The organism is Streptomyces sp. NPDC104096 (genome assembly GCF_055584385.1).
Map to the genome: position 1 here is coordinate 23,375 of NZ_JBVJMD010000033.1, position 16,623 is coordinate 39,997.

The 16,623-nt window shown below is 73.1% G+C and carries 13 protein-coding genes; 9 read left to right on the plus strand and 4 right to left on the minus strand.

Going from position 1 to position 16,623, the window contains the following annotated elements; all coding sequences use genetic code 11:
• Positions 1–136 precede the first annotated feature (136 nt).
• The 4 genes from pcaH to pcaDC are packed head-to-tail and all read left to right on the plus strand — an operon-like array spanning position 137 to position 3,974.
• Positions 137–910 carry a protocatechuate 3,4-dioxygenase subunit beta gene (pcaH, locus tag ACZ60B_RS27965; protein ID WP_469391618.1) on the plus strand — a complete coding sequence of 258 codons (774 nt, stop codon included), beginning with the start codon at positions 137–139 and terminating at the stop codon, positions 908–910.
• A 6-nt stretch (positions 911–916) separates the two neighbouring features.
• Complete coding sequence (pcaG, locus tag ACZ60B_RS27970; RefSeq protein ID WP_469391620.1) at positions 917–1,522, plus strand: protocatechuate 3,4-dioxygenase subunit alpha; 606 nt, start codon at positions 917–919, stop codon at positions 1,520–1,522.
• Positions 1,519–2,850, plus strand: a complete 1,332-nt coding sequence (pcaB, locus tag ACZ60B_RS27975) for a 3-carboxy-cis,cis-muconate cycloisomerase (protein WP_469391622.1) — start codon at positions 1,519–1,521, stop codon at positions 2,848–2,850. The genes pcaG and pcaB overlap by 4 nt, the downstream gene beginning before the upstream one ends.
• On the plus strand, positions 2,847–3,974 hold the full coding sequence (pcaDC, locus tag ACZ60B_RS27980; protein ID WP_469391624.1) for a bifunctional 3-oxoadipate enol-lactonase/4-carboxymuconolactone decarboxylase PcaDC: 1,128 nt from the start codon (positions 2,847–2,849) through the stop codon (positions 3,972–3,974). The genes pcaB and pcaDC overlap by 4 nt, the downstream gene beginning before the upstream one ends.
• Positions 3,975–4,125: 151 nt before the next feature.
• On the opposite strand, the gene ACZ60B_RS27985 is transcribed toward pcaDC, so the two are convergent.
• Positions 4,126–6,804 carry an ATP-binding protein gene (locus tag ACZ60B_RS27985; RefSeq protein ID WP_469391626.1) on the minus strand — a complete coding sequence of 893 codons (2,679 nt, stop codon included), beginning with the start codon at positions 6,802–6,804 and terminating at the stop codon, positions 4,126–4,128.
• A gap of 542 nt (positions 6,805–7,346) precedes the next feature.
• Here ACZ60B_RS27985 and ACZ60B_RS27990 point away from each other — a divergent pair.
• The gene (locus tag ACZ60B_RS27990) at positions 7,347–8,423 is read left to right on the plus strand and encodes a DUF2510 domain-containing protein (protein ID WP_469391628.1); all 1,077 of its coding nucleotides are present in this window, start codon (positions 7,347–7,349) and stop codon (positions 8,421–8,423) included.
• A 147-nt stretch (positions 8,424–8,570) separates the two neighbouring features.
• Here ACZ60B_RS27990 and ACZ60B_RS27995 read toward each other — a convergent pair whose 3' ends face one another.
• A complete protein-coding gene (locus ACZ60B_RS27995) occupies positions 8,571–9,185 on the minus strand; it encodes a TetR/AcrR family transcriptional regulator (RefSeq protein ID WP_469391630.1) in 615 nt (204 codons plus the stop codon).
• Between the two features lie 220 nt (positions 9,186–9,405).
• Here ACZ60B_RS27995 and ACZ60B_RS28000 point away from each other — a divergent pair, with 220 nt between their 5' ends.
• Both ACZ60B_RS28000 and ACZ60B_RS28005 read left to right on the plus strand, forming a co-directional pair.
• Positions 9,406–10,272, plus strand: a complete 867-nt coding sequence (locus ACZ60B_RS28000) for a phosphatase PAP2 family protein (protein ID WP_469391632.1) — start codon at positions 9,406–9,408, stop codon at positions 10,270–10,272.
• Entirely contained in the window at positions 10,269–11,285 is a 1,017-nt protein-coding gene (locus tag ACZ60B_RS28005) for a DMT family protein (protein ID WP_469391634.1), read from the plus strand. Before ACZ60B_RS28000 ends, ACZ60B_RS28005 begins: the two co-directional genes overlap by 4 nt.
• 121 nt (positions 11,286–11,406) lie before the next feature.
• Here the strand turns inward: ACZ60B_RS28005 and ACZ60B_RS28010 are convergent, their stop codons facing one another.
• Positions 11,407–12,231 carry an LURP-one-related family protein gene (locus ACZ60B_RS28010; RefSeq protein WP_469391636.1) on the minus strand — a complete coding sequence of 275 codons (825 nt, stop codon included), beginning with the start codon at positions 12,229–12,231 and terminating at the stop codon, positions 11,407–11,409.
• A gap of 76 nt (positions 12,232–12,307) precedes the next feature.
• Positions 12,308–14,359, minus strand: a complete 2,052-nt coding sequence (locus tag ACZ60B_RS28015) for a phosphocholine-specific phospholipase C (RefSeq protein WP_469391638.1) — start codon at positions 14,357–14,359, stop codon at positions 12,308–12,310.
• 222 nt (positions 14,360–14,581) lie between these two features.
• Between ACZ60B_RS28015 and ACZ60B_RS28020 the strand changes: the two genes are divergently transcribed.
• Together ACZ60B_RS28020 and ACZ60B_RS28025 are read left to right on the plus strand one after the other, a co-directional pair.
• Entirely contained in the window at positions 14,582–15,424 is an 843-nt protein-coding gene (locus tag ACZ60B_RS28020; RefSeq protein WP_469391641.1) for an endo alpha-1,4 polygalactosaminidase, read from the plus strand.
• Between the two features lie 290 nt (positions 15,425–15,714).
• Positions 15,715–16,566, plus strand: a complete 852-nt coding sequence (locus ACZ60B_RS28025; protein ID WP_469391643.1) for a hypothetical protein — start codon at positions 15,715–15,717, stop codon at positions 16,564–16,566.
• Positions 16,567–16,623 lie beyond the last annotated feature (57 nt).

The window sequence follows — 16,623 nt, forward strand, 5'->3', positions numbered from 1 at the left end:
CACTGCCTGGGAGTGGGACAGGTACTGACCACGTATTTCTCGCGGGTCTTGACGCCCGAGCCCACCGGTGACAGCGTGAGGGAACCCCCACCGAAATACTCAGTGCGCTGACTATCTAGGAACCGCTAGGACCCCCATGGCTCTCACCCAGCAGGACATCGACCAGGAGATCGCGGCCGAACGCGCCGCCTACGAGAAGCGGCTCGCCGGCGGCGCGCCCGTGGAGCACCAGCCACGACGGGACTACGCGCCGTACCGCTCCTCGGTGCTGCGGCACCCGAAGCAGCCGCCGGTCACCATCGACGTGACCCAGGACCCGGAGCTGGTGGAGCTGCGCTCCCCCGCCTTCGGCGAGCGTGACGTCACCGAGATCGACAACGACCTCACCCGGCACCACCGCGGCGAGCCGATCGGCGAGCGGATCACCGTCTCCGGACGGCTGCTGGACCGCGACGGGCGTCCGGTGCGCGGCCAGCTCGTGGAGATCTGGCAGGCGAACTCGGCCGGCCGCTACGCCCACCGGCGCGAGCAGCACGACGCCCCGCTGGACCCCAACTTCACCGGCGTGGGCCGCACGCTCACCGACGACTCCGGCCACTACCGCTTCACCACGATCCAGCCGGGCCCGTACCCGTGGCGCAACCACGTCAACGCCTGGCGCCCGGCGCACATCCACTTCTCGGTGTTCGGCTCGGCGTTCACCCAGCGGCTGGTGACGCAGATGTACTTCCCGAACGACCCGCTCTTCCCCTACGACCCGATCCTGCAGTCCGTGACGGACGACGCCGCCCGGCAGCGGCTGATCGCGACGTACGACCACGGTCTGTCCGTGCCGGAGTTCTCGCTCGGCTACCACTGGGACCTGGTCCTCGACGGACCGAACGCCACCTGGATCGAAGAAGGGCGCTGACCGGACATGACGAAGATCGACACCAGCAGGCCGGAGAGCGTGCTGCCCACGCCGTCGCACACCGTGGGCCCGTTCTACGGCTACGCGCTGCCGTTCCCGGGCGGCGGCGACATCGCCCCGGTGGGCCACCCGGACACCGTCACCGTCCAGGGGTACGTGTACGACGGTGAGGGCAACCCGCTGCCCGACGCCCTCGTGGAACTGTGGGGACCCGGCCCGGACGGCCGGGTGCCGACGGTGGACGGATCGATGCGGCGCGATCCCGCGACCGGCGGCCACCTGGGCCGCAACGGCGTGCAGTTCACCGGCTGGGGCCGGATCCAGACCGACGCCGACGGACACTGGTACGCGCGCACCCTGCGCCCCGGCGCACGCGGGCGCAGCGCGCCGTATCTCAGTGTGTGCGTCTTCGCGCGGGGGCTGCTCGTCCACCTGTTCACCCGGATCTACCTGCCGGGCGACCATGCGGCGCTCGCCGCGGACCCGCTGCTGGCGGGGCTGGCCGAGGAGCGCCGCGACACGCTGATCGCCCGTGACGGGGGCGACGGCACGTACCGTTTCGACATCCGCCTTCAGGGCGAAGGCGAGACGGTCTTCCTGGAGTTCCAGTGACAGCTGCCGAACCCGACACCGGCCTGCTCGCCCCCGGGTGGGCGGGCTCCCCCGCCGCGTCCGCGACCGGCGACCGCGCCTTTCTGCGGGCGCTGCTGGACGCGGAGGCCGCGCTGACCCGGGCACAGGCGGCGCTGGGCCTGGCCCCGGCCGCGGCGGCGACGGCGGTGACCGAGGCGGCCGCGGGCGCCGGCTTCGACGTGCACGATCTGGCCCTGCGCGCCCGGACCGGCGGGAACCCGGTGATCCCGCTGGTCGCCGACCTGACGAAGGCGGTCGGCCCGGAGCACGGTCCGTACGTCCACCGGGGCGCGACCAGCCAGGACATCATGGACACGGCGACGATGCTGGTGGCCGTGCGCACGCTCGGCCCGGTCCTCGACGATCTCGCCCGTACCGAGCGGGCGTTGGCCGCGCTGGCCGCCGCGCACCGGGACACCGCGATGCCGGGGCGGACGCTCACCCAGCACGCCGTGCCGACGACGTTCGGACTGAAGGCGGCCGGCTGGCGGTCGCTGGTGCTCGACGCGCGCGACCGGCTGACCGCCGTACGCGACACGCTGCCCGCCCAGCTCGGCGGCGCGGCCGGGACCCTCGCGGCCTTCTCGGTGTACGGCGCCGCCGACCCGCTCGCCCTGCCCGCCGCCTACGCCCGCGAACTCGGGCTCAGGGAACCGCTGTTGCCCTGGCACACACTGCGCACCCCGATCGCCGACCTGGCCGGGGCCCTGGCCTTCACGGCCGGGGCGCTGGGCAAGACCGCCGTGGACGTGCTCACCCTGACCCGCACCGAGATCGGCGAGGTCGCGGAGGGCGGCGGCGGAGGTTCGTCGGCCATGCCGCACAAGGCCAACCCCGTACGGTCGACCCTGATCGTGGCGGCTGCCCGGCGGGCGCCCCAGCTCGCGGCCACGCTCCACGGGGCGCTGGTCGCCGAGGACGAGCGGCCGGCCGGCGCCTGGCACGCGGAGTGGGAGCCGCTGCGGGAGCTGCTGCGGCTGGTCGGGGGCGCAGCCCGGGACGCCGCCGAACTCGCCGAGGGACTGCGGGTGCACCCGGACGTCATGCGCGAACACCTCGACCTCACCCACGGGTTGATCGTCTCCGAGCGGCTGTCGGCCGAGCTGGCCGGGGTGCTCGGCCGGGCCCGCGCCAAGGAGCTGCTAACCGACCTCGCCCGGCGCACCCACACCGAAGGCCGCCCGCTGGCCGAACTCCTCTCGGAGGAACCGGAGTCGAAAGGGATCGGGCTCACCGACGCGGCCGATCCCACCCGTTACACCGGCGCCTCCGGAGCCCTCACCGACCGTTGTCTGGAGCGACGTTGACCGCCACACTCCTCAACCACCTGGCCGAGGGGCCCGCTTCCGCTCCCCCGCTGCTGCTGGGACCGTCCCTCGGCACGTCGTACGCACTGTGGGACAAGGTGGCGCCCGAGCTGTCGGCCGCCCACCGCGTGGTCCGCTTCGACCTGCCCGGGCACGGCGGCAGCGCGCCGGACCTGATCGGCCCCGGCGCCACCGTCGGGGACCTCGCCGACCTGGTGCTCGCGCTCGCCGACTCGCTCGGGATCGAGCGGTTCGGGTACGCGGGGGTGTCGCTCGGCGGCGCGGTGGGCCTGCACCTCGCCCTGCGCCACCCCGAGCGGGTCTCGTCGCTGGCCGTGATCTGCTCCTCGGCGCACTTCAACAGCGCGCGACCGTGGCAGGAACGGGCCGCGCTGGTGCGGCGCGAGGGACTGGCCGGGCTCGCCGGGAGCGCGGACGCCCGCTGGTTCACCCCCGGGTTCAGTGTGCCCCGGCTGGTCCGGGACCACCGGGAGGCCGACCCGGGGGCGTACGCCGCCTGCTGCGACGCGCTGGCCGCGTTCGACCTGCGGGACCGGCTCGGCGAGATCTCCGTGCGCACCCTGCTGATCGCCGGCCGCCAGGACCCGGCGACCCCGCCCGCGCATCTGCGGGAGATCGCCGACGCGGTGCCGCAGGCCACGCTCGTCGAACTGCCCGGCGCCTCGCACCTGGCGCCCGCGCAGTGCCCGGAGGCCGTGCTGACGGCGCTGCGGGCGCACCTCGGCGGAGCCGCCCGGCGCGGGATGGAGGTCCGGCGCGAGGTCCTCGGCGACGCGCACGTGGACCGCGCGCAGGCCCGGCAGACGCCGTTCACGGCACGCTTCCAGGACTTCATCTCGCGCTACGCGTGGGGGGAGATCTGGACCGATCCGACGCTCAGCCGCCGCGAACGCAGCATGATCACGCTGACGGCGCTGGTGGCGCACGGCCACTACGAGGAGCTGGCCATGCACGTCCGGGCGGCGCGGCGCAACGGGCTCAGCCCCGAGGAGATCGGCGCGGTGCTGTTGCAGACGGCCGTGTACTGCGGGGTCCCGGCCGCGAACTCGGCGTTCGCCACGGCCCAGCGGGTGCTGGCCGAGGAGGAACGGGGCGGCGAGTGAGCCTCCCGACGGCCGTGGCGCCGAGGCGGGGCGGCGGTGAGGTGACGGCCGCGGCCCCGGGGCGACGCGGCGGGTGGCTCTGACGGCCCTGGTCCCGGGGGGCCGCCCGTCGGGATCCTTCCCCCGGGGGGCCCGGTCGCGGCACCCGGCCTCAGCGCGGGCCGCGGGCCGTGTCCAGGGCCGCGCGCGCCTGTCGCACCAGACCGTCGGCGCCGCACGAACGGGCCAGTGCCAGGCCCCGGTTGAGGTCGGCGACGGAGCGGGCGGCGCTGCCGTACTCGACCCGGGCGGCCGCGTGTTCGTACTGGCACGGCGAGGACTCCAGGTAGGCGGCCGCCTGGCCGGCCAGCCGCACCGCGCGCTGTCCGGTCTCCAGGGCGGCGGCACAGCGCAGGGCCTCGCCGATGGCGGTGTCCGTGCCGAGGCGTTCGGCCTGGCGGCGCGCGTCGGCGGCGAGCCGTCCGGCCCGGACGGGATCCTCGACGGCCAGCGCCCTGGCCAGGTCGACCGTCCACGGCGCGAGCACCGGGTTGTGGCCGCCGCGGGCGGCGGCCGCCTTCTCGGCCGCCTCCAGCTCGTTGACCCCGTCCTTGGTGCGGCCGACGGCCAGCAGCAGGCGGCCGCGTACGGAGCGCGGGTCGGGCAGCACGATGGTCGACGGGTACGGCGGGGCGAAGCCGTAGCGTTCGGCGACCGCCCAGGCCTCCTGGACGTGGCCGCGGGCCAGCAGCGTGTCGACGAGCCCGCAGGACGCCGACCAGTACAGGGGCAGACCACGGCCGACCCGCTCGGCCAGCCGCAACGACTCGCGCAGGATGGTCTCCGCGTCCCTGAGGCGGCCCTGTCTGCGGTAGGCGAGCCCGACGAACGCGTTGGCCAGGGCGAGATGGCCGCCGCTCCAGCCGGCCGTGGTGTAGACGCGCAGCGCCTCGGCGAACAGGCTCTCGGCCCGGTCGAGGCGGTCGGCGTAGACGTACGAACTGCCCAGCATCATCAGCAGTTCGACGCCCCACTCGCTGTCGGTCCAGCCGAGGCCCGGCGCGAGGCGGCCGTTGACGAGGGCGCGGTCGGCGAACTCCACGACCTCCTCGGCGTTCCCGCCGTGTGACATGAGGTCGAAGGCGCGCAGGATCAGCACGGCGCGCTCGGAGTTGTCGCGGCCGGCGCAGGTGCGGGCGAGCTCGGCGAGGCGCTCCGACCGGCCCGGTGAGGTCGTCTCGCCGAAGACGCCCTCCCACATGTACTGCACGGCCTGCAACCGCATCCGGGCGGGTCCGGCCCCCTGCCGGGCGGCCTCCGCCTCGACGGTGCGGACCGCCTCCTCCAACTGGTCGTTGTGGAGCAGCGCCTGGGAGAGGCGGACGACGGCGTCGACGCGTTCGACACCGCCCAGGCCCGGCATGCCGAGGGCGGTCCGCAGATGGCCGATGGTCCGGGCGGGCGCGGTCAGCAGGGCGGCGCAGCCCAGTTCGTACAGCACCCGGGCGTGCACCTCGGGCCGGGGCGGTTCCAGCAGGGCCCGTTCGAGGCAGGCGCGGGCCGCGTCCGGGGCGCCGACGGACAGATGCTCGCGGGCGGCCTCCCGCAACTGCTCGACGAGTTCCTCGTCGTCGTCCGGATGGACCTGGAGCAGATGGCGTGCCGCGGCGGCCGCTCCCCGCCCCGAGTCGGTGACGACCTGGGCGGCGATGCCGTGCATGGCGGTGCGCAGCGCGTCCGGGATGGAGTTGTAGACGGCGGAGGCGATCAGCGGGTGGAGGAACTGGAGTTCCCCCACCGCCACCGGGCCCGCGCTGGGGTCCGGTTCGGTCAGGAAGCGGGCGTCGCACAGCAGTCGGGCGCAGCGCACGGCTTCGTCGTGGCGCATCGCGGCGAGCCGGGCCACGAGTTCCACCGAGATGCCGCTGCCGAGGATGGCGGCGGCCCAGGCGAACCGGGTGGCGTCGATGCCGAGTTGTTCCAGGCGGGCGACGAGGCCACCGCCGCGGGCCGAGCGGTTCAGGGCGCGCAGTTCGCCGGCCGAGGACTCGGTCGGCTCCAGCTCGCTGTTCCGCACCTTGACGAGGAGTTCGATCGTCTCGTAGGGATTGCCGCCGGTGACGGCCCACACCTCCCGGCAGAACGGGGCGTCGGCGTGCGGACCGAGCGCGGCCCGGGTGAGACCGGCCACCGCGTCCGGGGTCAGGGCGCTCAGCTGGGTGACGGGGCCGCCCACCGCGGCGATGCCGTCCAGGAGGCGGGCGCTCTCGCCGCCGACCCCGCCGGGCCTGCGGGCCACGACGACCAGGACGGAAAGGTCGTCGAGGTGCTCGGTGAAGGCGCTGAGCCAGCGCAGGGTCTCCTGGTCCGCCCAGTGGAGGTCGTCGATCAGCAGGACGAGCGGCCAGTCCCGCCCGGCCAGCCGGCGCACGGCGGCGACGAGTCCGTCGCAGACGCCCTGCGGGTCGGCGTGGCGCTCGCCGGGCTCCGTGATGCCGAGGGCGGGGCCCGCGACGTCGTACCAGTCGCCGAGGTACTCGCGAGCCTCCTCCGGCAGCAGCGACATCAGGGCGGGCCGGAGCAACTGCCTTACGACGTTGAAGGGGACGGACCTCAGGGTCTCACCGCCACGCGCGGACCACACGGTGCAGCCACGGGCCTCGGCGATACGACGCGTCTCGGCCAGCAGCGCGGTCTTGCCGAGGCCCGCCTCGCCCCGCAGCACCACCAGGCTCCCCGCGGAGGACCGGTCGGCGCACAGGGTCTCCACCGCGCGAGCGATGGCGGCGACTTCCTCGTCGCGCTCCCACAGGGAAGCCGAGGCGGCCGACCCGGGCCTGGCCTCCGTCATCCCGCTACCTCCCGAAGTCGCCCGAACGACGTACAGACCTCGAGCGTAGCCGCCCCGCCCGCGAACCGGAGGCCGGTCCGCGCACCTCTTGCCGTCAAGGGTGACGGCAGGTACGCCGGGACGACGCGGGGTCCCGTGCGGGACGACTGCCGAGCGTCAACGGCGTTGCGGAAAAAGCGAATTGACGGTGAACTCACGTGGGCGGGGGCCGGCCGGGGTGGCGGTTCGGTGGCGCGGCGAGGGGTGGTCCGGTGGCGCGCCGGGGGCGGGTGGTCGGGTGGCGCGCCGGGCCCGGCGATCCGGGGGCGCGCCGCGAGGGGGGTGGTGCGGGACGCGCGGGGAACGGGTGGCCCGGTGGCGCACCGGGCCCGGTGGTCCGGGGACGCGCCGCGGGGACGGCCCGGTGGCACGCCGGGGGCGGGTGACCCGGTGGCGGGCCGGGGGTGGCTCGGGGCACGCCGGGGGGTGGCGGAAAGGGGGCGCGGAAGCGAAGACGGGATCCCTCTCATCCCTCTTTCACCGACGCCTCATACGGTGGGGGCATGACGCAGGTGACTCCTCCCGGGTGGTACCCCGACCCCGGGCAGAAAAGTGATGGTCCCCCCACCGAGCGCTGGTGGGACGGCAAGACGTGGACGGACCAGACCCGCCCCGCGGGAGAGGCCGCCGGCTGGGGTCCGCCGATGCAGGTGTCGCCCGAGGGTACGCAGCCGTACGTCTCGCCCGACTCCTCCTATCCCACACAGCCGGGATATCCCGGCTACCCCGGATATCCCGGCTACCCCGCGCAGCCGCCGACGGACGGCCGGCGGCGCGGGCTGCGGACCGGCATAGCCGTCGGCGTCGCGGTGGCGGTGCTCGCCAGCATCGGCATCGGCGTGTTCGCGCTGACCAAGGACGACGGTGGCGGCGGCACGGACGACGCACGGCAGGGCCAGGGCGGCCAGAACGGCTCCGGCGGGCAGGGCGGCCCCTTCGGCGAGTCGGGCGGCCAGGGTGGTCCGGGCGGCCCAGGGGGCTCCGGCGGCGACGGTGGCTCGGGCGACGGCGGACAGTCGCCCGCGCCCGACCGGTCGGAGGCGCCGAAGATCAAGAGCGGCTCGGTCACCGACGCGGTGAGCGGGATCAGCATCCCCATACCGGACGACTGGTACGGCCAGGAGATCAGCGTCGGCGCGCAGGTCACGTCGAACAACTCGTACGCCTGCCCCGGCGACACCTCCCAGAAGTGCACCAAGGGCGGCGCCTACTCGGCCCCCGCCATCGCCCTGGGCACCAAGGGCTCGACCGCGGAGGCGGTCGCCAAGGCGGACATCGCCACGAACGCCGAGGAGTCCTACGGCGGCACCACCTACGGCAAGATCACCTCGCATCAGGTGCTGGCCTCCAAGGCGGTGACGGTGGCCGGGCAGAAGGGCTATCTGGTCCGCTGGAAGGCGGTCACGAGCAAGGGTGCCGACGGCTATGTCGAGTCGCTGGCGTTCCCCTCTCCGGCGAACCCCGCGCGGATCGCCGTGGTCCGCTTCGGTGTCGACACGGACCAGAAGGTCTCGGTCATCGACGAGATCACCGCGGGCATCAAGGTGTCGACCGGCAGTGGCAGCGGTCAGAACGTCTGACCGGCCCCGAGAAGCCGGTCGGCCGGGTGGGGAACCTCTCCGCTCAAGAGGAACCCCACCCGGCCGGGGGGTGCGCGCCGCCCCCGTCCCCACGGTGCGGCGCGAGCAGGTCACCGTCCGGTCATCCCGAGGACGGCGGCCTGAGTATCAGGCGAGGCCGAGTGCCGGCAGCACGGCGGCCTCCACGAACCCGACGAGGTAGTCCCCGTCGGCGTACTCGCCCACCAGCACGGGCCGTACCCGCAGGACGCCGAACATCATGGCGGGCACGTAGGCCAGCGCCGGATGGCCGGCCGCGACCTCGCCGCGCTCGACCCCGCGCCGGAGGATGCGCTCCAACTCGGCGATCTCGGGCTCCACGAGCGCCTCGCGCAGCGCCTTCTGGAGTTCGAGGTCCTGCATGACGGCGTGGCCGAGCGCCTGGAGCAGTCTGGTGTCCTTGCCCGACCAGTCGCCCGCGGCCCGCGCCACCGCGCGCAGGTCGTCGGCGAGCGTTCCGGTGTCGATGCCGACGAAGCGCGCCTGTCGGGTGGAGCGCAGCGCCGCCGCCACGAAGTGGGGCTTCGTCCCCCACTGCCGGTAGAGCGTGGACTTGCTGCACCGGGTGCTCACGGCGACGCCCTCCATGGTGACGGAGTCGTAGCCGCATTCACGGATCTGTTCCAGGACGGCGTCGAAGAACTCCTGCTCACGCTCGCGGGTGAGCTTGGAGCGGCGCGAGGCGACGACCGTCTCCGGTCCGTCCGCGGCCTGCGACGTCATCGGCATTTCCCCTCACTGCTGTCCGACAGGCCCGACGGGCCCTTCTCCAGTGTGTCGCATGCAATCGATACGTCAGTGTACCGGTACACCAACGTATCGGTACACTACCGTATCGGTACGGCGGCGTGTCGTTGCCTTATACACATACGCGTACGCAGAGAGACGGGCACCGAGCTCGCCGCAGCGCGCACGCACCATCGTCAGCAAGGGGGCCGGGGGGATGAACCGAACCGAGCCTGAAGAAGCGGAGTCCGACGCGACAGCGCGGCCACCGCTCGTCCGTGAGTTCCTGCTCGTCGCAGGACTCTTCCTCGTCTACAAGCTCGGCAGGCAGCTGGCGAGCGGCCACACCGGCGAGGCCTTCCGCGACGCCCGGCACGTGTGGGACCTGGAGCGGGCGGTCCACCTGCCCGGCGAGGGCCTCGTCCAGGCCCCGCTGCTGCACCGGGAAGCCCTGGCGCACCTCGCGAACACCTACTACGCGACCGTCCACTTCCCCGCCACCGTGGCCTTCCTGGTCTGGCTCTATCTGCGCCGCCCCGCCCACTACGTCTGGGCCCGCCGGGTCCTGGCCGCGCTCACCGCGGCCGCCCTGGTCCTGCATCTCACGTTCCCGCTGGCCCCGCCGCGGATGCTCGCGGCGACGGGACTCGTCGACACCGCACAGGTGTACGGGCCTTCCGTGTACGGCCCTCCGTCGAGCGACCACCTCTCCAACCAGTACGCCGCGATGCCCTCGCTGCACTTCGGCTGGGCGCTGATGGTCGCGATCGGCCTGATCGCCTCGACCCGCTCACCCTGGCGCCCGCTCTGGCTGCTGCATCCGCTGCTGACCCTGCTGGTGATCGTCGGCACGGCGAACCACTACTGGCTGGACGCGATCACGGCCGGCGCCCTGCTCTGCCTGGCGCTCGCCCTGATCCACCCGCCGCACCGGACGGCCACGACCGCGGGACACGTCCACGAGGACCGCGTACCGGCACAGGACCGCGTACCGCCGGAAGAACTCGTACCGACGCAGGACCGTGCACCGACCGTGGACCGCGCACCTGCGGGGGCGCTCGCGCCTGCGGGGGGCGTCCGATGACCGCCACCCTGCTCTCCGTCGTCCTGTCGCTGTTCTCCGCCGTCGCCTACGCGGCCGCGGCCGTCGGCCAGGAACGCCTCGCCTCCCGGACCTCCGGCCCCGGACCCGACTCCGGATCCGGCACGCTGCGTCTGCTGGCCAGCGGCGCCTGGTGGAGTTCGGTCGGGCTCAACGCCGCCGCCGCCCTGCTGCACGTGGTGGCCCTCAAGTACGGCCCGCTCACCGTGGTGCAGCCGCTCGGCGCGCTCACCCTGGTCGCCGCGGTGCCGCTGGGTGCCCGGCTCGCGGGCCGCCGGGTCAGCGCGGACGAGTGGCGCGGCACCGCGTACACCCTCGCCGGGCTGGCCGCGATCCTCGTCATGGCCTCGGGGTCCGCGCCCGACGAGATCCTGAGCCCGCCCGAGGCACTGGCGGTCGCCGCGGCGACAGCGGCGCTCATCGGACTGCTGTCCCGTCCGGGCGCGCGGCCGGGCCTGCGGCACGCGACCGCGTCCGGCTTCGCCTCCGGGGTCGCCTCGGCACTCACCCAGACGGTGACGGTGGCCGCGACCGACCGCTCGGGCCGGGTGCTGAGCTGGCAGGTGATCGGGGTGGCGCTGCTCGTCGCGGCCTTCGCCGCCGGCGGGCTGCTGCTGTCGCAGACCGCCTACCGGGGAGGTCTGGGCGCGCCACTGGCGGTGGTGACGCTCGCCAACCCGATGGCCGCCGCGACGATCGGCCTCGCCCTGCTGGGCGAACGCCTCCGGGGCGGGGCGCCGGGGGTGCTGCTGGCGCTGGCCGGCGCCGGCCTGGCGGCGTGGGGTGTCGTCCTGCTGTCGCGTACGGCACCGGAGCCGCCCGCGCCGGTCGACGCACCCGGCCCGCTCCCCGCCCACGACTCGGCCGAATCGGTCGGGGCGGTCGACGAGGACCACCCCGTGGCCGCGGTGCTGGCGCTGGAGCCGAGGACCGCGTCGGCCGAACCGGCGCTGCTGCCCCGCCCGCCGGGTCCGGGACAGCTGACCCCGCTGTGAGCACGTGACCACGCATCGGGGAACCCGGACACCCGGGGCGAGACACACGGAATCCCGCGCGCCGCAGTGGTGCGGCGCGCGGGATTCCGTGTGTCCGTGGGCGAGTTCCCCGCCGTCGGCGTCAGCCGAGGCCCCTGGCGTCCTGCTTCAGGGCCGTGTCGACCGTCAGGGCCGTCGCGACCACGAGGCTCAGCAGCGGCTCGGGCAGCTGGTAGTGGATCTGGAGGACGTAGTTGTCCGCGCTCGTGAAGAGGGTCTTGGCCAGGCCCTCCCAGGTCTTGGTGATCCGGGCGACCTCGTTCTCCGCGTGGTCGACGATCGCGAAGTTCCAGGCGCGCCAGTTCTCCGCCTTGATGGCACCGATCTTCTGACCGTTGGCGTTGATGGCGAAGTTGATCTTGCCGATCATGTTCTGCTGGACGATCTCGCCGACCGGCTGACCGTCCGCACGCTCCACGATCACCCGGGACTTGAATATCTTGGCCGGGCGGGTGAGCCGCAGGACGGGCCGGCCGTGGGCGTCCCGGATCTCCAGCCGGTGGGTGAGGTACTGGTCGAGGCTGGAGACGAAGCGCAGGATCTTCCGCAGCACGCCCTGGCCGACCTCGACGACCGAGCCGAGCGCGTTGCCGTTCTGATCCATGACCTTGTACTCGTTGGTCAGCTCGATCAGCTTGGCCTTCTGGTTCACCACCAGGACCGGCTCGGAGAACAAGGTGCCGCCGCCGGGACCGCTCGGGGCGACCCCGGCTTCCTGCTGCACCTGCTGCTGCACGCGCGGGTCGGCCTGCTGCGGAATGTGCGGCGCCGCGGGGGCCTGTCCGCCCTGCTTCTGGTCGGGGGCGGTCTGCTGGGTCCACTGCGCGCCGTCCCAGTAACGGAGCGTCTGGGACGCCCCGTGCGGATCCGGGTACCAGCCTGCAGGTGTGTTCGAATGCGTGGTCACCGGGGCACACTACCCTGCACATGCGGGGACCTGACCAGCCCCTGGAAAGGGCTGTCCGCGACGACCGCGCGCCGGGTCATCCGGTGGCGAGGGCGGGGTCGCTGACACCGGGTCGACCATTCTCCACATGTCCGGCGAATCGCCGCACATAGGCCGCGTCGGTGGCGGACGTGACCGTGAGGTCGTACCAACGCCGGCTCGCGGTCAGGTCGACGGTGTGCCGGACCGTGGCGCCGGGACGCACCTCGAGGGTGCGCGCGCGTCCGCCGTAGCCGTCGGCCAGCTTCAGTTCCACCGTCGCCGAGCCCTTGTTGGCGAGGGTCAGTTCGACGGCGTCGCCGTGGTGGCGGGCGGTGACTTCGGGGCCCGCGGCGGCGCCCGACCCCTTGAAGGCGCGCAGGAAGCCGTTCGGGCCGTGCACCGTCAGATCGTACGAGCCCGCGGAGTACGCGGTGTTCCAGGCGTCGGAGACGGACTTGCCGGCTTCGGTGGTGTAGGTCCAGGGGCCGTCCGTCCGGTTGCCCGAGGTGACGAGGAAGGCCGCGCCCGCCCGGGCGCCGGAGGCGAAGGCGAGCGTGAACGTCCCGGCGTCCGGGTCGGCCGAACCGTCCACCACCGGGGCGTACTTGAGCGGCCGGGTCGGCCGCGAGCCGCATTCCTGCCGGGGCAGTACGGCATCGGCGGGCGGGGTGGGCACGTAGTCGGGGTGACGGTTGCCGTCCGGCGGCCGGTAGCCGTCGGTGTCCGGCAGGACGACCGGCCGGGTGTCGGCGCGGGAGAAGTCGAACGCCGAGGTGAGGTCGCCGCAGACGGCCCGCCGCCAGGGCGAGATGTTCGGCTCGTGCACCCCGAAGCGGCGCTCCACGAACCGGATGATCGAGGTGTGGTCGAAGGTCTCGGAGCAGGCGTAACCGCCCTTGCTCCAGGGCGAGACGACGAGCATCGGCACCCGCTGGCCCAGGCCGTAGGAGCCGGCGACATGGCCGCTGTCGCCCTTGAAGACGTCCGGGCCGGGGTCGACGGTGGACCTGCCCTGCGCGGCCGAGGCCGGCGGGAAGGGCGGTACCAGGTGGTCGAAGAAGCCGTCGTTCTCGTCGTACGTGATGAACAGGGCCGTCCGCGCCCAGACGGCCGGGTCGGCGGTCAGGGCGTCCAGGACCTGGGCGATGTACCAGGCGCCGTAGTTGGCGGGCCAGTTGGGGTGCTCGGTGAACGCCTCGGGGGCGACGATCCAGGAGACCTGCGGCAGTCTCCCGCCCGTGACGTCGGCCCTGAGCTGGTCGAAGAAGCCCTCGCCCTTGCGGGCGTCGGTGCCGGTGCGGGCCTTGTCGTAGAGCGGTTCGCCGGGCTTGGCGTCACGGTACTGGTCGAAGTAGAGAAGGGAGTTGTCGCCGTAGTTGCCACGGTAGGCGTCGGATATCCAGCCCCAGCCGCCGGCCGCGTCGAGGCCGTCGCCGACGTCCTGGTAGATCTTCCAGGAGACGCCCGCCTGCTCCAGGCGTTCGGGATAGGTCGTCCAGCCGTAGCCGGCCTCGTCGTTGCCGAGGACCGGGCCGCCGCCCAGGCCGTCGTTGCCGGTGTGACCGGTCCACATGTAGTAGCGGTTGGGGTCGGTGGAGCCGATGAAGGAGCAGTGGTAGGCGTCGCAGATGGTGAAGGCGTCGGCGAGCGCGTAGTGGAACGGGATGTCGTCGCGGGTCAGGTACGCCATCGTCGTCGACGACTTGGCCGACACCCACTTGTCGTATCTGCCCCCGGCGAAGGCCGCGTGGCCGTCGTTCCAGCCGTGCGGCAGGTCCCGGAGGAACGCCATGCCCAGGTCGTCGGCGTCGGGGTGGAAGGGCAGGACGTCCCTGGTGCCGTCGGACTGGCGCCACACGGTCCGGCCGGGCGTGGGCGAGGCCGGGCGCGGGTCGCCGAAGCCGCGCACACCGCGCAGGGAGCCGAAGTAGTGGTCGAAGGATCGGTTCTCCTGCATCAGCACGACGATGTGCTCGACATCCTCGATGGACCCCGTGCGGTGGTGGGCCGGGAGCGCGGAGGCACGCGCGATGCTGCTCGACAGGGCCGTGAACGCTGTTGTGGCGCCCGCGAGTTGGAGGAATCGGCGCCGGTTGACCTCGGACATGGTTGAGGTACCCCTCTCGTCGTGACGCACACGGCTGGCGGGAATGTGACGGGACGTGCGCGCAAGGAGTTTTCCAAGGGCGCCGAACGGCAGGGAAGGGTGCGATGGCGGGGATGTGAAAGTCACCGGTACGTGCGGGTGCGCCGCGGCCCGCGGACCCGCGACGGGACGACCGCCGCGCCCCTGATATCAGTTGATCCCGGCCCTGACCTGGACGGAACGATGAGAAACAGCACGGCACTGATCTGCGCGACACTTCTGGCCACCCTGGCGGCGGGGGCGCTGACCGGATGTTCCGGAACGCCTTCCGGCAAGCCTTCCGCCGGGTCTTCCGGCAACCCTTCCGCCGGCTCCTCCACCGGCGGGCGCTGGCAGCCGCGCCCGGGGGCGGCCTGGCAGTGGCAGCTCGACGGGAAGGTCGACCCGACAGCCGCCGACGTGTCCGTCTACGACATCGACGGCTTCGAGAACTCCGCCGCGGACGTGGCCCGATTGCACCGCGACGGCCGCAAGGTCATCTGTTACGTCAACGTCGGCGCCTGGGAGGACTTCCGTCCCGACCGGAGCGACTTCCCGCAGGCCCTGCTCGGCGCGCCCAACGGCTGGGAGGGCGAACGCTGGCTGGACATCCGGCAGCTCTCCACGCTGCGCCCGATCATGGAACGCCGCTTCGACATGTGCCGCGGCAAAGGCTTCGACGCGGTGGAGCCGGACCTGGTGGAGGGCTACGACAACCACACCGGATTCCCGCTCACCGCGCACGACCAGCTCGCCTACAACCGGATGATCTCGGAAATCGCGCACGACCGCGGCCTGCCGGTGGGCCTCAAGAACGATCTCCCGCAGATTCCCCAGCTGCTGAACGACTTCGACTTCGCCGTCAACGAGGAATGCGCCCAGTACGGCGAGTGCGCCGAGCTCACTCCGTTCGTCGAGGCCGGCAAGGCGGTCTTCCACGTGGAGTACAAGGGATCGACCAGCGATTTCTGCCCGGAGTCCCGCAAGCTGAAGCTGTCGTCGATGCTGAAGAAACGGGAACTGGGGACGTGGCGCCGGGCCTGCTGACCCGGAACCGAGCCCCTCGTCCCCGTTCACTTTCCATTTCCGCTCGCACCCCCTTTCCGTTCGCGCTCCCCTTCACATGCGCGCGACGATTCACAGCTGCGGGCCGATTCACATGCGTGCGGCGATTCACATGCGCATTCTCATTCGCCCCACCCGACCCTCTGATTCACCGTCGCCCCTTATTGTCGGAATGAAACACCTCTCCCCTTACAAGCGTTTCATCCTTTAAACTCGCCGATATCACGCCAAGAAGCGCGCTGGGGGCGCGCTTTCGGGGGAGCTGATCTGCCATGCGCCGTAGACCGTTTCTCGCTGCCCTGCTGGGCTGCGCCACTGTCCTCTTCTCGCTGGTCCTGTCCGCCGTACCGGCCGGCGCCGCCGACCCGGTGGCGCCGTACGCCGAGCTGACACCCGCCTCCGGCCAGGTGGTGCCCGGCGGCGCCCCGCTGGCCATGGACGCGCTGTTCCACAACACGCTGGACACCGACATCACGGACAGCTTCATCGTCGCCGTCGGGCTGCGGCTGGCGCCGCCCGCGACAGCGCTGACGCCCGATCAGGTCACGGTGGAGTGGCTGGACTCGGCCGCGTCCGTGTGGCGCCCGGTGGAACTGACCCCGAGCGAGACCGCGCTCACCGGCTACCTCAGCACGGACGCCGGGCTGCCGTCGGTGGGCTCGCTCCCGGCGGGCGGCACCGCCCGGATCTCCCTGCGCGTCTCGCTGGCCGCCGCGGTACCGGCCGGGACCACCCTCCAGTTCGTCGCCCAGGGGCTCATCCAGCCCCTCCCGGAGATCGATCCGGTACTCCTGATGGACGGCAAGGCGTCCTACTCCGTCGTCGCGAAGACGACGCCCAGCACCTCGGCGAGCGCCACGCCGAGCGGGTCGGCGAGCGGGTCGGCGACACCGAGCGGCAGCGCGTCGGCCTCCGCCGCTGCTTCCCCTTCCACTACGTCCGCCGCGCCGACCCTCTCCGACGCGCCCGCCCCCTCGCCGCTGTCCGGCGGTACGGAGGGTGACCAGCTCGCCGACACCGGAACTCCCGGCCTGACCGCCGTGGCCGGCGCGGCCGCGCTCGTGTGCGCGGCCGGCACCGCCCTCGCGCTGGCCCGGCGCCTGCGCCGCGACCGACGGGGCTGACCCGCGCGGCCCGGGGCCGTCCGGGGCCTGCGCGCCGATCGCTCCTGCGACGGGTCG

Bases quoted from the DNA above. Each gene is read 5' to 3' on its own strand.
- ACZ60B_RS28020 (WP_469391641.1), top strand. From the start codon at position 14,582: ATGAGAAACAGCACGGCACTGATCTGCGCGACACTTCTGGCCACCCTG.
- pcaG (WP_469391620.1), top strand. From the start codon at position 917: ATGACGAAGATCGACACCAGCAGGCCGGAGAGCGTGCTGCCCACGCCG.
- ACZ60B_RS28000 (WP_469391632.1), top strand. From the start codon at position 9,406: ATGAACCGAACCGAGCCTGAAGAAGCGGAGTCCGACGCGACAGCGCGG.
- ACZ60B_RS27990 (WP_469391628.1), top strand. From the start codon at position 7,347: ATGACGCAGGTGACTCCTCCCGGGTGGTACCCCGACCCCGGGCAGAAA.
- ACZ60B_RS28025 (WP_469391643.1), top strand. From the start codon at position 15,715: ATGCGCCGTAGACCGTTTCTCGCTGCCCTGCTGGGCTGCGCCACTGTC.
- ACZ60B_RS27995 (WP_469391630.1), bottom strand. From the start codon at position 9,185: ATGACGTCGCAGGCCGCGGACGGACCGGAGACGGTCGTCGCCTCGCGC.
- ACZ60B_RS27985 (WP_469391626.1), bottom strand. From the start codon at position 6,804: ATGACGGAGGCCAGGCCCGGGTCGGCCGCCTCGGCTTCCCTGTGGGAG.
- ACZ60B_RS28005 (WP_469391634.1), top strand. From the start codon at position 10,269: ATGACCGCCACCCTGCTCTCCGTCGTCCTGTCGCTGTTCTCCGCCGTC.
- ACZ60B_RS28015 (WP_469391638.1), bottom strand. From the start codon at position 14,359: ATGTCCGAGGTCAACCGGCGCCGATTCCTCCAACTCGCGGGCGCCACA.
- pcaH (WP_469391618.1), top strand. From the start codon at position 137: ATGGCTCTCACCCAGCAGGACATCGACCAGGAGATCGCGGCCGAACGC.